This window comes from Gelidimonas denitrificans (assembly GCF_055694065.1).
In genome coordinates this window covers 600,600-615,129 of record NZ_CM146350.1, presented here as the reverse complement: position 1 = coordinate 615,129, position 14,530 = coordinate 600,600, and the positions used below count along the sequence as shown (strand labels likewise).

General features: G+C 57.0%; 13 protein-coding genes. 8 read left to right on the top strand and 5 right to left on the bottom strand.

Features of this window, described 5'->3' with window-relative positions:
* Positions 1 to 180 precede the first annotated feature (180 nt).
* From FKCLFG_RS02880 to FKCLFG_RS02870, 3 genes are all read right to left on the bottom strand, one after another.
* On the bottom strand, positions 181 to 810 hold the full coding sequence (locus FKCLFG_RS02880; RefSeq protein WP_472614729.1) for a hypothetical protein: 630 nt from the start codon (positions 808 to 810) through the stop codon (positions 181 to 183).
* A 245-nt stretch (positions 811 to 1,055) separates the two neighbouring features.
* Complete coding sequence (lolA, locus tag FKCLFG_RS02875; RefSeq protein WP_472614728.1) at positions 1,056 to 1,763, bottom strand: outer membrane lipoprotein chaperone LolA; 708 nt, start codon at positions 1,761 to 1,763, stop codon at positions 1,056 to 1,058.
* An 8-nt stretch (positions 1,764 to 1,771) separates the two neighbouring features.
* Positions 1,772 to 4,111 carry a DNA translocase FtsK gene (locus tag FKCLFG_RS02870; protein ID WP_472614727.1) on the bottom strand — a complete coding sequence of 780 codons (2,340 nt, stop codon included), beginning with the start codon at positions 4,109 to 4,111 and terminating at the stop codon, positions 1,772 to 1,774.
* A 272-nt stretch (positions 4,112 to 4,383) separates the two neighbouring features.
* Here FKCLFG_RS02870 and trxB point away from each other — a divergent pair, with 272 nt between their 5' ends.
* From trxB to FKCLFG_RS02835, 7 genes are all read left to right on the top strand, one after another.
* Positions 4,384 to 5,331 (top strand): thioredoxin-disulfide reductase, encoded by a 948-nt coding sequence (gene trxB / locus FKCLFG_RS02865; RefSeq protein ID WP_472614726.1) that lies wholly within the window; start codon positions 4,384 to 4,386, stop codon positions 5,329 to 5,331.
* A gap of 78 nt (positions 5,332 to 5,409) precedes the next feature.
* Positions 5,410 to 6,048 carry a Smr/MutS family protein gene (locus FKCLFG_RS02860; protein ID WP_472614724.1) on the top strand — a complete coding sequence of 213 codons (639 nt, stop codon included), beginning with the start codon at positions 5,410 to 5,412 and terminating at the stop codon, positions 6,046 to 6,048.
* Between the two features lie 110 nt (positions 6,049 to 6,158).
* Positions 6,159 to 7,688, top strand: coding sequence for an NAD(P)H-dependent oxidoreductase (locus FKCLFG_RS02855; RefSeq protein ID WP_472614723.1), 1,530 nt, complete (start codon positions 6,159 to 6,161; stop codon positions 7,686 to 7,688).
* Positions 7,689 to 7,914: 226 nt separating this feature from the next.
* Positions 7,915 to 8,220: a hypothetical protein gene (locus tag FKCLFG_RS02850; protein WP_472615776.1), complete on the top strand. Its 306-nt coding sequence runs from the start codon at positions 7,915 to 7,917 to the stop codon at positions 8,218 to 8,220.
* A 173-nt stretch (positions 8,221 to 8,393) separates the two neighbouring features.
* The gene (locus FKCLFG_RS02845; protein ID WP_472614722.1) at positions 8,394 to 8,678 is read left to right on the top strand and encodes a hypothetical protein; all 285 of its coding nucleotides are present in this window, start codon (positions 8,394 to 8,396) and stop codon (positions 8,676 to 8,678) included.
* Positions 8,679 to 8,945: 267 nt separating this feature from the next.
* A complete protein-coding gene (locus FKCLFG_RS02840; protein ID WP_472614721.1) occupies positions 8,946 to 10,190 on the top strand; it encodes a nitronate monooxygenase in 1,245 nt (414 codons plus the stop codon).
* A 268-nt stretch (positions 10,191 to 10,458) separates the two neighbouring features.
* Positions 10,459 to 12,012 (top strand): methyl-accepting chemotaxis protein, encoded by a 1,554-nt coding sequence (locus FKCLFG_RS02835; RefSeq protein ID WP_472614720.1) that lies wholly within the window; start codon positions 10,459 to 10,461, stop codon positions 12,010 to 12,012.
* A 49-nt stretch (positions 12,013 to 12,061) separates the two neighbouring features.
* Here FKCLFG_RS02835 and FKCLFG_RS02830 read toward each other — a convergent pair whose 3' ends face one another.
* On the bottom strand, positions 12,062 to 12,286 hold the full coding sequence (locus FKCLFG_RS02830) for a hypothetical protein (protein ID WP_472614719.1): 225 nt from the start codon (positions 12,284 to 12,286) through the stop codon (positions 12,062 to 12,064).
* Positions 12,287 to 12,504: 218 nt separating this feature from the next.
* A complete protein-coding gene (locus FKCLFG_RS02825) occupies positions 12,505 to 13,467 on the bottom strand; it encodes a LysR family transcriptional regulator (protein WP_472614718.1) in 963 nt (320 codons plus the stop codon).
* 162 nt (positions 13,468 to 13,629) lie between these two features.
* Here FKCLFG_RS02825 and FKCLFG_RS02820 point away from each other — a divergent pair, with 162 nt between their 5' ends.
* Positions 13,630 to 14,520 (top strand): HTD2 family dehydratase, encoded by an 891-nt coding sequence (locus FKCLFG_RS02820; protein WP_472614717.1) that lies wholly within the window; start codon positions 13,630 to 13,632, stop codon positions 14,518 to 14,520.
* The last annotated feature ends 10 nt before the right edge of the window (positions 14,521 to 14,530 follow it).

Below are 14,530 nucleotides of genomic sequence, written 5' to 3'. Positions count from 1 at the left end.
CAATGTACTGTGTGCTGTATTTTTTTAATACGCAATTAGATACTGCGGAATATGCGCAATTTATCGGCATACTCCCAACAATTTATTGCGGTAAGCGGCAGCATGGCACGCCATTTTCTCTGGATCACAAGAGTCGGTTTGCGGGCATGACTTTCTGAAGAATCTGGCTGGGCTTGCGGTTCAGACATTGCTCGCCGGGCTTTGCAGCGAGGAATCGGCGAGCGATGCTGCGAAAAGGATGATGCCGGCATTGAGCTCCAGCACTTCTTCAATAAATCTCGAATAATCGTGCGGCAGCGCAGAAAATAGTTCTTTATCGAAAGGCCAGGACGCGATGTAGAACAAGCCGCCCCATAGTGTCAGAAGCATGACAGGCAGCACAAGAATCGCTGACCGGCGAGAAAAAATTTGCTTGATGCGCGGCATCAGAATAATAAAAAATACCACCCACAACGCCACGCCGGCAAGTCTGAGAACACGCTCGATCAGCGGCCATATTTCTGCACTGCCGAATTGATCAATATCGAGTTCCCGTAATGCAAAGGAATACGTCAGCAAGGCAAGCCCTGCATGGATATGGAAATTCAGCGCAGACATTTTCAAATGGAATGCCCGTTCGCCATGCATGAAACACGCAAGCAATAGAAAGACGGACTCCGCCAATTCAATGGCGTGATTCTCTTCCGCTACCAGCGGATCGTTTCTCCACAGAAGGACAGAAAGAACGTTCACTGCCAGCAGGATGCCTAACAGCACCGTCAGGTTGCGCCCCGGCGAGTAGGGATGTTTGCGCAAGGTATTAAGATTCATATCGCTTATTCAATTTCGATTTCTGTTCATCGCTCAGAAAAACTGGCGCGACCGGATGCATACTCGCGCCGAAAAAAAGCGAATACTGCATCGGTAATTAAAAGGGCGTCACTGCTCAACCGGCCAGAGTACGACCGTTTGAATTCTTTCTCCCACTTATGGGAGAGAGTCCGGGAGGAAGAGAGTGGCTATCGGTAACAGGCTGAACAGTTACGAAATGGCTTCAATAATTTTAAAACACAGCGTTAGTTATTGAACACGTCCGCACCCTTGGGCACCACGAACTTGAAGCCGTTGGCGGGAAGCACCGGATTTTTCTCGAAATTCTTGAATGTCAGCAACGACACCTGGCCGAAGGCGTCGCGCAGTTCCATTGCTTGCGGCACGCCGTTGCGCAGGCCGATGCCGATGTGCTCGAAAGTGCTGTCCTTGGATTTGGGCGTGGCGTCCAGCCATTCCATGCCGTCTTTGGTGCCGGCATCTTTGAGCTTGAAATTCTTTTCCAGGTCATTGCTGCCGAACAGGATGGCGGCGGGACTGGAGGCGAGCGCGTCGCCGAGTTTTTTGACGGTGACCTGGTTCAGGTCTTTGTCGAAAATGTAGAGCTTGTCGCCATCGGCTTGCAGCAATTGCTCGTAAGGTTTCTGGTAGGTCCAGATGAATTTGCCGGGGCGGGCGAAGCTGAAGCTGCCGCTGGAAACGTTCGATACCTTGGCGGTGCCGTCCGTCATCTTGACCTGGCGCTGGGTGAACTCGCCTTTGGCGGCTTTGGTGCTGGCGACAAAGGATCTGAACTGGTCCAGCGCGGCGGCGTCGGCAATGATTGGCGCAAACGCCAGCATGGTGATGGCCAACAGCCTGGCGAATGTACGTGACCGGCATTCCTTTTGGGTGGCTTGCTGATGCGTATATGGAGTGGGATTGCTATATTGATGGATGGTTTGCGTTGTCATTTTTTTCCTTATTCTGCATTGTTTCCTGCCGGCACCAGAATTTCACGGTTACCGTTGGATTGCATGGTAGATACGATGCCAGTTTGCTCCATTTGTTCCAGTAAACGGGCGGCGCGATTGTAACCAATGCGTAAATGTCGTTGCACCAGCGAGATCGAGGCACGGCGGTTTTTCAGCACGATGGCGACCGCTTGGTCGTACAACACATCGGATTCAGTGCCGCCGGCACCCGCTTCGCCGAACGCGCCATCAGCGCCCTCCTCCAGCACGCCGCCTTCCAGGATGCCCTCGATGTAATTAGGTTCCCCCAGCGCTTTCAGGTGCTCGACCACGCGATGCACTTCCTCGTCGGAGACGAAAGCGCCATGCACCCGCACCGGCAACCCGGTGCCGGGCGGCATGTACAGCATATCGCCCATGCCGAGCAGCGCTTCCGCGCCCATCTGGTCCAGAATCGTGCGCGAGTCGATCTTGCTGCTGACCTGAAACGCGATGCGGGTCGGGATGTTGGCCTTGATCAGGCCGGTAATCACGTCCACCGACGGCCGCTGCGTGGCCAGGATCAGATGCAGGCCGGCGGCACGCGCTTTCTGGGCGATGCGGGCGATCAATTCCTCGACCTTCTTGCCGACCACCATCAGCAAATCGGCCAGCTCGTCGATGATGATGACGATGGTCGGCAGCTTTTCCAGCGGTTCGGGAGCGTCGGGCGTCAGGCTGAACGGATTCGGAATGTGCTCTTCGCGCTTGGCGGCTTCGGCAATCTTGGTGTTATAGCCGGCCAGATTGCGCACGCCGAGCTTGGACATCAGCTTGTAGCGGCGCTCCATTTCGGCCACCGCCCAGTTCAACGCGTGCGCGGCCTGGCGCATGTCTGTCACCACCGGAGCCAGCAGATGCGGGATGCCTTCGTAGATCGACAGTTCGAGCATTTTCGGGTCGATCAGGATCATCCGCACGTCGTTCGGATCGGATTTGTACAGCAGCGACAGGATGGTGGCGTTGATCCCGACCGATTTGCCGGAACCGGTGGTGCCGGCCACCAGCAGATGCGGCATTTTGGCCAGATCGGCAACCACCGGCAGGCCGGCGATATCCTTGCCCAGCGCAATGGTCAGGCTGGAAACGCTGTCGCTGTAGACCTTCGAACTCAGGATCTCGGTCAGGCGCACGATCTGGCGCTTCGGGTTCGGCAGCTCCAGCGCCATGTAAGTCTTGCCGGGGATGGTTTCGACCACCCGGATCGAAGTCAGCGACAGCGAGCGGGCGATATCGCGCGCCAGCCCGACCACCTGACTGCCCTTGACGCCGGTGGCGGGTTCGATCTCGTAACGGGTCACGACCGGGCCCGGATAGGCGGCCACCACCTTGGCGATCACGCCGAAATCCGACAGTTTTTTCTCAATCAGGCGGCTGGTGAACTCGAGCGTCTCGACGCTGACGGTTTCCTTCGCCGGCGGCGCTTCGTCCAGCAGCGACAGCGGCGGCAAGCTGCCACTCTGCAGATCGCTGAACAGCGCCACTTGCCGCTCCTTTTCGGCCCGCTCCGATTTGGGCACTGCAATTATTTGCGGCTCGATTCTGACCGGTGGCGCTTCGACGATTTTGGCGCGCTCATGGACTACGATTTCTTCGCGCTTGACTGCAGCCACCTGTCCCAGCTTGCGGTCTTGCCGGGCCCAATAGGCGTATTTCGTCCATTTGAAGGCGCTTTCAAGCGTCGCCCCGACCCGCTCCGCAACAGCCAGCCAGGAGACCCGGAAAAACAGGCTGAAACCGAGTCCGAACAACAGCAATAGCAGCAAGGTGGCGCCGGTAAATCCCAATGCGCTGTGCGCGGTACTGCCGATCAGATCACCCAGCACCCCGCCAGGCGTGCGCGGCAGTTGCACCGGCAGAGTATACAAACGCGCGTGTTCAAGCCCGACGCTACCCGCAAGCATCAGCGCAAAGCCGGTGGCGCGTATCCATCCCTCGTAGCGGTGCGCCGGTTCGGGCTGGCTCGCGACCGGCAGCAAAAACTTGTGCGTCAAGCGCCGATAGCCGCGCCAGACTTCGCACAACATCAAGACACACCACCACCAGGCCGAAAATCCAAAGATAAACAGCAGCAGATCGGCGATCCAGGCGCCGGTGCTGCCGCCCAGATTATGCAAGGCCGGCACCGCATTGGCATGCGACCAGCCGGGATCAACCTGAGCGTAGCTGGCCAGTATCAGGATCATGTAAGCGGTTAATACGCAAAACGCAATCCAGCGCGCTTCGAACAACAGGCGCGCCAGACGGCTCGGCAAAGGCGCTACCGGTGGCTTGGGAGTACGGGTATAGGTTTGGCTTGTTCTGGTCATAGTGCAGGTATCAGCATCGTTCTAAAAAGCAAGTAAATAGCAAATAAGTGGCAAATAAGTGGCAGGATGGATGCGCATCCGCGAAACAGGGCGGTTTGGTGCTTGGTCTATAATCTTAACCAGTTTTCGGGCGCAGCACTAACTTCCTACGCGTTTCCTACTCGTTTCTACTCGCCCCGCCCTTGATATTATGCTGCATGGCAGCATAATATAATTGTAAACATCCTACGCACCACGCCTCCCTGCCCCCTCTCTTTTTAGGTAAAGATCTCATGTCCACACCCAAACACGCACATGTACTGATTCTCGGCTCCGGCCCAGCCGGTTATTCGGCTGCGGTGTATGCCGCCCGCGCCAATCTGAACCCAGTGCTGATCACCGGCATCGAGCAAGGCGGCCAATTGATGACCACCACCGACGTCGATAACTGGCCAGCAGACCCGTTGGGCGTGCAGGGGCCGGAACTGATGCAGCGCTTCCAGCAACATGCCGAACGTTTTAACACCGAGATTATTTTTGACCATATTCACACCACAAAGTTGAGCGAAAAGCCGATTCGTTTGATCGGCGACCAGGGCGAATACACCTGCGACGCGCTGATCATTGCCACCGGCGCCTCGGCGCAATATCTCGGCTTGGCATCGGAAGAAACGTTCATGGGCAAAGGCGTATCCGCCTGCGCCACCTGCGACGGCTTCTTTTACCGCGGCAAGGAAGTCGCCGTCATCGGCGGCGGCAATACCGCAGTCGAAGAAGCGATCTACCTGTCCAACATCGCCAGCAAGGTCACCCTGGTGCACCGCCGCGACAAGTTCCGCGCCGAAGCGATCCTGATCGATCACCTGATGGCAAAAGTGGCCGAAGGCAAAATCGAGCTCAAGTACAACCATACGCTCGATGAAGTGACCGGCGATGCCTCGGGCGTCACCGGCATGAACCTCAAATCGATGATCGATGGCAGCATTACGCCCATCACGCTGCACGGCGTTTTCATTGCGATCGGCCACAAACCGAATACCGCCATCTTCGAAGGTCAGCTTGAGATGAAAAGCGGTTATATCCAGACCAGAACCGGACTGCAGGGGATGGCTACGGCAACCAGCGTGCCGGGCGTATTCGCCGCCGGCGACGTCCAGGACAGCATTTACCGTCAGGCAATTACCAGCGCCGGCACCGGCTGCATGGCCGCACTCGATGCGCAGCGTTATTTGGAAAACTAACTCCGTGCATGCGCAGGGTGCGCAATTTGTACTCTGCGCAATCAACATTTCCCGTCCCATTTATTTACCCACAGCGCCATGCCAGCCTCACTCAAGAACTTCGCCGACCTCGGTAAGTTGCGCGCCAATCTGAAAGCGCAGCAAGAGGCGCGCGCAGCGACGGATGCGCAGCGGCTACGACGCGAACAAGCGGCGCAGCTGGAGGCCGACCTGTTTCGCCGCAGCATCGGCAAAGTCGCGCCGCTGGCGGTGCCTGAGCGGGTAGCTGTCACGCCGGTACGGCCGCAACCGGTTGCCCGCCATCACCTGGCGGACGAGAAAGCCGCGTTGCAAGAGTCGCTATCGGATGATTTCGACGCCGAAACACTGCTCGATACCGACGATAGCCTCAGCTATACCCGTAGCGGCGTCAGCGCCGACGTGGTGCGCAAATTACGCAAGGGCCATTGGACCATCCAGGATCAACTCGATCTGCACGGCTTGCGCCGCGACGCAGCGCGCGACGCGCTGGGCGCATTCTTGCGCCACGCCAGCCGCAGCGGCCTGCGCTGCGTGCGCATCATTCATGGCAAGGGACTCGGCTCCATCAACAAGGAACCGGTGCTGAAACAAAAAGTACGCAACTGGCTGGTGCAAAAGCAAGAAGTCATCGCCTTTTGCCAGACCAAGGCATCGGACGGCGGCTCGGGAGCGCTGGTAGTATTGTTGAACGCCTGAGTCGAACGTCTGAATTAAGCATCCTTGATAATTGCATGAGGTTTGTTTTCGCCAGTGGCGCACAATATTCTGCAGCCTCATATCGAAACATAATTCAGCCTGAATAAACCATGAATGTACTCATCATTCTCGGACACCCGCGCACCGACAGCCTTTGCGGGGCGCTGGCCGACGCCTATGGCACAGGCGCCCGGGAAGCCGGCGCCGAGGTGCGCCGGCTGGATCTGGCAGCGCTGGATTTCGACCCCGACGTGCATACCGTTTCTCCCAACCAACAGGACTTTGAAGACGACATCCGAAAAGCCCGGGAGCTGATCTTGTGGGCCGAGCACCTGGTGTTCGTCTATCCGACTTGGTGGGGAACCATGCCGGCGCTGCTCAAGGGATTTCTGGACCGGGTGCTGACGCCGGATTTCTCGTTCAAAACCTGCGAGGGCGGCACCGGATATCAGGGATTGCTCAACGGCAGATCGGCGCAGTTGATCACCACCATGGACACGCCGCCGCTGATTCATAGTCTTATTTACCGGCAACCTGGCAGAAATGCCATGGAACGGGCGACTCTGGGTTTTTGCGGCGTGCGCCCAGTGCGTTCTCTGGTTTGCGGCTCGGTAAAAGACGCCGACCTTCAGCAACGCCAGAAATGGCTGGAACGCGCCCGCGATCAGGGACGACGACTGGAGCGAGGCCGGATAACCCCGGCGGAGCAGCTTCGGCACAAAACCGGCGCCTGGCTCAAAAGCTTGCGCTTGCAGTTCTATCCGATGACCTGGATTGCCTACACGACCGGCGCGCTGGCGGCATTCCCCGCCGACGGCGTATTCGCAAATCCTCTGTTCTGGCTCGGCTACCTCTGTCTATTTCTACTGGAAGTAGCCACCGTATTGATCAACGAAGTGGTGGATTTCCAAAGCGACCGAAACAATCGCTTCTTCAGCACATTCACCGGCGGCTCCCGGGTGCTGGTGGAAGGATTGCTGAGTCCGCGCGAGGTCAGAATCGGCATCGCCGTGGCGCTGATAGCGCTTCTGGCCAGCGCGACATACCTGCTGTATCTCTTGTCCATGACGCCTGCAAACACGTTCGCCGTGATATCGGTGCTGGGCGTGATGACAATTCTGGCACTCGGTTATACCGCGCCTCCGTTCAAACTCTGCTATCGCGGGTTGGGCGAACTGGACGTGGGCATCACCCACAGTTTCGGTGCGATCCTGGGTGGTTACGTGCTGCTGGGCGGAGCCTGGAACGACACGCTGCCGTGGCTTCTGAGCGCGCCTCTTTTTCTGGCGATCCTGCCATCCATCACACTTTCCGGCATTCCGGACATGGAAGCGGACGCAGCCGCCGGCAAACGCACCTTGGCGGTACGTCTGGGACAACGCGGGACGCTGATACTGGCGAGCATCCTCACACTTCTGGCAGCCGGCCTCTCGCTGCTATGGCAAATGCTGAATCTGGCGCATGGCGCCTACTCCGGCATCGCTTACGTGGTTATTCCGCACGCGGTTTTGCTGGCGTGGTTGCTGCACCAGCGCATTGAATCGAAAAAACCGCCGGGCCGCATCGACGGGCTCATGGTGGCGTCCCTCATCTATGTGCTGTGGTTCGGGCTCATTCCTCTGTTCAGGCTGGCGAGATGAGTCGTGGCTAACGGCGCAGCGCATCAATTCAGCACATACATCATTATGTATTTTTAATATGCGCAATTGTAATATGCGCAAATATGCCTGTTTAAGCATATACCCCATGTTTTTTAATGCGCAAGCTGGAGCGCGGGACTACCCGCTTACTGCGGCTGCAAGGCTGTAAGTCGGTCCTGATCTAAAATATGGTTATCTTCTCAAGAGGAGCCAAACCATGCCAGCAATGCCGATTACTCCGCAGCAACTGGAAGCGCTGATCCAGGAAGTCGAGTTGGAAGATCCGATCGACTTCGCCGACCTGCCGTTTGAAGAAGCGGCGCTGCGCGCGCTGGTCGCCAACCATTTGTGCGAGATGACGGCGGCGATGAATGATTTTAGCCACGAAGACCGTCATCTGGCCCTGCTGGCGGTGGCCGCCAAACTGGTGCTGGAAAATCTGGTGCTGCACATCCAACTGCTGCGCCAGCAAGGCGCGCCGATGAACGACAGCGTTGAAACCCTGCTGCAGCGTCTGCGCGACGGGAAGTAATTGCGGAACGGTTTCAAGAGTAAAATGGCGGCCTAATTCCGTTTCTAAATCAATCGTGAACGCGAAGGCGAAGCGCAAACAGTACGCAAGTACAGCAGGTACGACTGGCGAAGCCGACAAAGTGCACGTTTGATTTAGAAATGAAATAACTATTCACTGAGGAACACTTACTGATGGACGATCAAGCAGCAAAAAAATTCTTTTGGGATGAATGGCAGCACGAAGCCCTGGCGGCCGGTGTAGCTGCGCCTCTGGCAAAACTGGGGTGGGAAGTATTGCGCACGCATCGGCAAAATCGCTGGGGCAAGGATTTCCTGGGCGTGGAAGACGATGGCCCGCTGATGCTGACGATGTGCCTGGAAGACCCGGCCGGCACCGAACTGTTTTTTATCGAGAACCTGTATCCGTACGATACCGCGCTAATCGATGCCACGCGCGCCAAACTGGGCCTGAAATAGCCCTCCGCGCCAAATCCGGCATCAAACCCGACGCCACATGTCATCAGACTGCTCCGAAAGAATTGCTGTTCAGTAAATGGACGGCGGCACTACACGCCGATGGAATCGCCATAAGCGATACGGCGCGTCCTAATTTGACCGTCATTGGTCATCATGGGCCGACGCTGATAGACTATCGGCTGCCGCATTTTTAGGCAAAAATCGCGAAGCGCAGTACAGAAGAATGCAAAAAAAGCCTGTGAACAATCAAGTAGCCCAAGGATTATGATGAAACGTGTTGATGATTTCCGACTGAAATTCGGCAAAAAAGAGCTGGTGCCACTCATTATCGGCGGCATGGGCGTGGATATTTCGACTGCAGCGCTAGCGCTGGAAGCAGCGCGTCTGGGCGGTGTCGGCCACATTTCGGACGCGATGGTCAACGAGGTTTCAGATCGGCGCTTTGACACCAGCTTCGTCAAGGATAAAACCCGGCTGTACAAGTACAACATCAACAATTCGGACAAGACCAACATCCATTTCGACCTCGGCCATCTGGCGGAAGCCACCAAGCTGCATGTCGGCAATACCATGCAAGCCAAGCGTGGCGGCGGCGAAATCTGGGTCAACTGCATGGAAAAGCTGACCATGAACGCGCCGCGCGAAACGCTGCGGGTGCGCCTGGCGTCGGCACTGGATGCAGGAATCGACGGCATCACCCTGAGCGCCGGTCTGCACCTGGGCTCGTTCGGGCTGATCGCAGATCATCCGCGCTTTCGCGATGCCAGACTGGGCATCATCGTGTCATCGGTGCGCGCGCTGCAGATTTTCCTGCGCAAGAACGCCAAGCTGAATCGCTTGCCGGATTATGTGGTGGTCGAAGGCCCACTGGCGGGTGGACATCTCGGCTTTGGCATGGATTGGGCGCAGTACGATCTGGCCACGATCATGGCCGAGATTGTGCAATTTCTCAAAACGGAACAACTGGATATCCCGCTGATCGCCGCCGGCGGTATTTTTACCGGCAGCGACGCCGTTTCCTTCCTCGAAAATGGCGCAGTTGGAGTGCAAGTAGCAACCCGCTTTACGGTAGCCAATGAATGCGGCCTGCCAGCCAAAGACAAGCAGGAATATTTCAAGGCCAGCGAGGAAGACATTATCGTCAACACGATCTCGCCGACCGGTTACCCGATGCGCATGCTCAAGAACACACCGGCGATTGGCTCCGGCATCCGCCCGAATTGCGAATCCTATGGCTACCTGCTAGACGGTAACGGCAACTGCGCCTACATCACCGCCTACAACCGCGAAGTGGAAGCGCATCCGAACGACAAGGCCATTTCGGTAATGGACAAGACTTGCCTATGCACCCACATGCGCAATTACAACTGCTGGACTTGCGGGCAATATACCTATCGCCTGAAAGACACCACGCGCCGTCTGGAAGATGGTAGTTACCTGGGACTCAGCGCGGAACACATTTTCCTCGACTACCAGTACAGCGTTGACAACAAAATCGCGTTGCCGGAGTAAATCTATCCGGCCGCACCACGCGCAGCCGCGTGGTGCGCTATGCACTGGATTGGCAATTGTGCGCGCATGCGAACAGGATTCAGTGCAATGCTGAATCCGGCCAGGCCAGTGTCTACTCTTTGACTATGTAAGCTTGATGTAATCTAATCGGTGCACGATCCATTGATCAAAAAATGTTGCCATCAGGCACAAATATTGCATCGACACGGTGCTTTTGCCGGCAATATTAATACGCAAAGCGATCAAAATATTTGGACAAGGAGACAAGGTGTTGCAAAACAAGTTACTTCGCCCCCTATTTCTGGGCATTCTCGTAGTAGCAGTAAGCGCCGCGCTGGCGGCTTTGGGCAACGGGCTGATTGGCGCTGCGATTAGCCCAGTACTATTGAGTGCACTGGCAACAGCCGGCGGCTTGCTGGTTTTGCTGCTGGGTAAGCCCAACAATGCCAACGAACCCCAACTCGCCGACCTGATCAGCCATGAACTCGATTTCATCATGATCGGTTCGGCCGAGACTTCCTACTTTGTCGATTCGGTAAAGAAAAAAATCGATCTGGATGTGCGCACCACCGAAGATATTGCCGTCAGTTCCGCACACAATGCCAGCATGACCAAGCAAATCGCCGCCAATGCAGAACAGGCGTCGAAAGTTGCCACCGATGTGCGCAGCCAGAGCATGGCGGGGCGAACCGAAGTAGATCAGGGCTTGGTTCAGATTAACAATGCCCGACTAGATGCGCAAACTGCACTGAGCACCATGACGGCATTACAGGACAAGTCACGCCGGATTCACGGCATTACCGAAGTCATCAACGAAATCGCGGCCCGCACCAACCTGCTGGCGCTCAATGCGGCGATTGAAGCGGCCCGCGCCGGCGAACACGGCCGCGGCTTTGCCGTGGTGGCAGGCGAAGTCCGGCAATTGGCGCAACGCACCAAAGAAGCCACCGACGACATCGGGGTGATGGTGCGCGAGATCAATGATCAAGCTGAACATGCCGCCACCGGCATGCAGGCGCTGACCGCCAAGGTGACCGAGGCTGCGCACAATGTGGAGCGGGTGCATACATTTCTGAGCGAGATTGAACGCGCCTCCGGAGAATCCCAGACCGAAATCCAGCAGATTGCCGCCGCCTCCCGCGACCATGTCCAGACTTCCCAGTCGATTGCAGATGCCATTGTGATCATACGCGACGGCCTGCTGGCCACCGAAGCAGAGTTGCCACTAGCCGCCAGCGCTGCGATGGCGCTCATGGAACGGGCCGAAGCCATGTTCAGCGCCATCACCGGATTCAACGCGACCACCTCCCACGACGCCAACCATGCAGTGGCCGCAGCTGGCGCTAAAGCAGTCAGCCAGTTATTTACCGAAGCGATCGCCAGTGGGCGCATCAGCGAAGGGGCCTTGTTTGACCGCAGCTACACGCCGATCCGGAATACCAATCCGCCCAAGCACTCGACCAAATTCGACGCATTTACCGACCGCGTCCTGCCCGAACTGCAGGAAAAGATACTGGCCAACATGCCGCAACTTGCCTACGCCGGCGCGGTGGACAACAATGGCTACTTCCCCACCCATAACAAGAAGTTTTCCCGGCCGCTGACCGGGGACTACGAAACCGATCTGGTCAACAACCGCACCAAGCGCATCTTTAATGACCGCACCGGCAGCCGTTGCGGCGCCAATACCAAACCATTTTTGCTGCAGACCTACAAACGCGACACCGGCGAAGTCATGCACGATTTGTCGGTACCGATTTATGTGGCCGGAAAACACTGGGGCGGATTCCGCGTCGGCTACCGTTCCAGCGCTTCGGCATAGCCACAGTCGCGCTGGACGCATTGCGGGAAGCAGCCGGTGATTTCCAGGATTATTTGCGAAACGATTCGGGGTTTGGCTTGTTGCGCTGCTCGTATACCGTTTTCGCATCCTGGACTGCATGTTCCTGCGTGCGCAAGGCTTCGTCGTCGTCATGCAGTGAAAAGAAATTTCCCGCTTGCGCGCGCATCACATATTTGATCGCAGCGGCGTCGCTCAGATCGTACATTTCCGTCATCAGCGTGGTTACTTCGTCCAGATATTCTTCATAAGTCATTCTTCAACTCCCATTCTTCAACTCCATCGGTTACGGGTAAAGCCCGGTGCGTATTTTGCCCTATTCTTACTCCTTGCAAAAGCGATCCGGCTACGATACAGGGCTGTCAAACCATTCAATCCCCGGACGGTGCTAACGACAATCCGCAACGTAGTGCTGAAATTTGCCCGGCAGCAGCAAATCAAACCAGGCGGGGGCATTTTGGCCCAGGCAGAAGATTAAGGCTGCCCGGCCCGGCTGGTTTTATTTTCACCGATAGTTTTGGCGTCTTGCTCGATGCGCTGCTGGCCAAGCTCCGCCGGCTTACAGATAAAATCCACCAGTTCACGTGCATACAATGGTAGTGCATCGAGTTTTTGCACCACGACGCTACGCTCCCGAACCGCCCAAGGTTCGGTCAGGTCAACCAGCGCCAGCTGCATGAAGCGGCTGTGACGCAATGCGGCTGACTGCGGCAGGATGCCGATCCCAATATTGGTTTCGATCATGCGGCACATCGCTTCAAAGCTGCGCACCTGAATCCGCAATTTCAGGCTCTGGCCGCTTTCGGACACAATCCGGCTCAAGAAATGGTGCAAGGTGCTGCCCTCGTGCAAGCCGATATGCTCGTATTCGAGCGTTTCTGCAAACGCGATGCGCTCCTTGCCCGCCAGCGGGTGCTCCAGTGCAGTCGCCAGCACCAGTTTATCGGTGGAAAAATTCAGTATCTCCAGTCCATCACCCTGGATCGGGCCGGCCACGATACCGATATCGGCGGTTCCGTCCCGAATCCCGCGCACGATTTCCTGATTGAGCCGTTCCTCAAGCGCGACGTTGACATGCGGATGGGTGGCAAGGAACGAGCGCAGCACTTCCGGCATGAATTCCGTCACCGCAGTGGTATTGGCGAAGATGCGGATATGCCCCTTGATGCCATTGTTGTACTGCTGCATATCGCTCTTGCAGCGCTCGACCTGCTGCATGAACAATTGAGCATGATGCAACATGGTCATGCCGGCCGCCGTTAATTGCACCCCGCGACTCTCGCGATACAGCAGCTTCATGCCAAAACGCGCTTCCAGCTCCTTGATCCGATTGCTGGTGGCCGCCAGCGACAGATGCATGCGCTCGGCGCTGCGCGTCAGGCTGTGAAGTTCACCGACAGTAATCAGCAGGCGCAGGTCAGTCAGATCGAAAAGCATGGTCAGGCGCTCCTTGTTTGCTTAAATATACGTCCAAAAACAGCTGTGCGGAGTTCACCGCAGCCAAAGGCACCCTTCCAAAAATGCAGATTGTCATCGCAACTGACGTGGCACAGACTAGCCATCATTGATTAACCAACCCGGCACTGTGCCTGATATACGATGGAATCTGTGTCATTTGACTTGGAATTGATGCAACAGTGGGTCGGACGCCAGGAAATGCGCGCCGATCTGATCGGCGCCACGCCTGCGGCCGCGCTTGCTGCGACGCTGGATCATACTACCGCGCCACAACCGGGCTCCGCATTGCCGCCATTGTGGCACTGGATTTATTTCTGGACCCACTGCCGGGAATCCGAACTCGGCGCTGACGGCCACCCGCAGCGGGGCGGATTCTTGCCGCCGATCCCGTTGCCGCGCCGGATGTGGGCCGGAGGACGCCTGACCTTTCCGGCATCACTACCGATTGGGGCCGCTGCCACCCGCACCTCGAAAATCAAGAGTATCACCGGTAAAAATGGCCAAAGCGGCCAGTTGGCGTTCGTTACGGTACAGCATGAAATTGCCGCCGACGGCGTCATCGCCATCACCGAAGAACACGACATCGTGTACCGCGATATGCCGCAACCCCTGCCGCAATCCGGCGCAATTGCAGCGGCGCCAAAACCGGCCCCAACCGAAGCACTCTGGCGGCGCACTGTGACCCCCGATCCGGTTTTGCTGTTCCGCTACTCCGCCCTGACCTTCAATGGCCATCGCATCCATTACGACCGCAGCTACGTGACCGGGGTTGAAGGCTATCCCGGCCTGATCGTCCACGGCCCACTGATTGCGACGCTGCTGGCTGATCTGGTACGCCGGCAGCTGCCGGATGCACGCCTGACCGAATTCAATTTTCGCGCAGTCGGCCCTTTGTTCGACATCGAGCCATTTACCTTGTGCGGACAACCCGCCGCAGACGGCCGCAGCGTGCAACTGTGGGCCCAGAATGCGCGCGGCGAACTTGCGATGCAGGCCGAGGCAAAACTTGCCGACCCGCTCAGTAAGCAATAATTTAACCCAT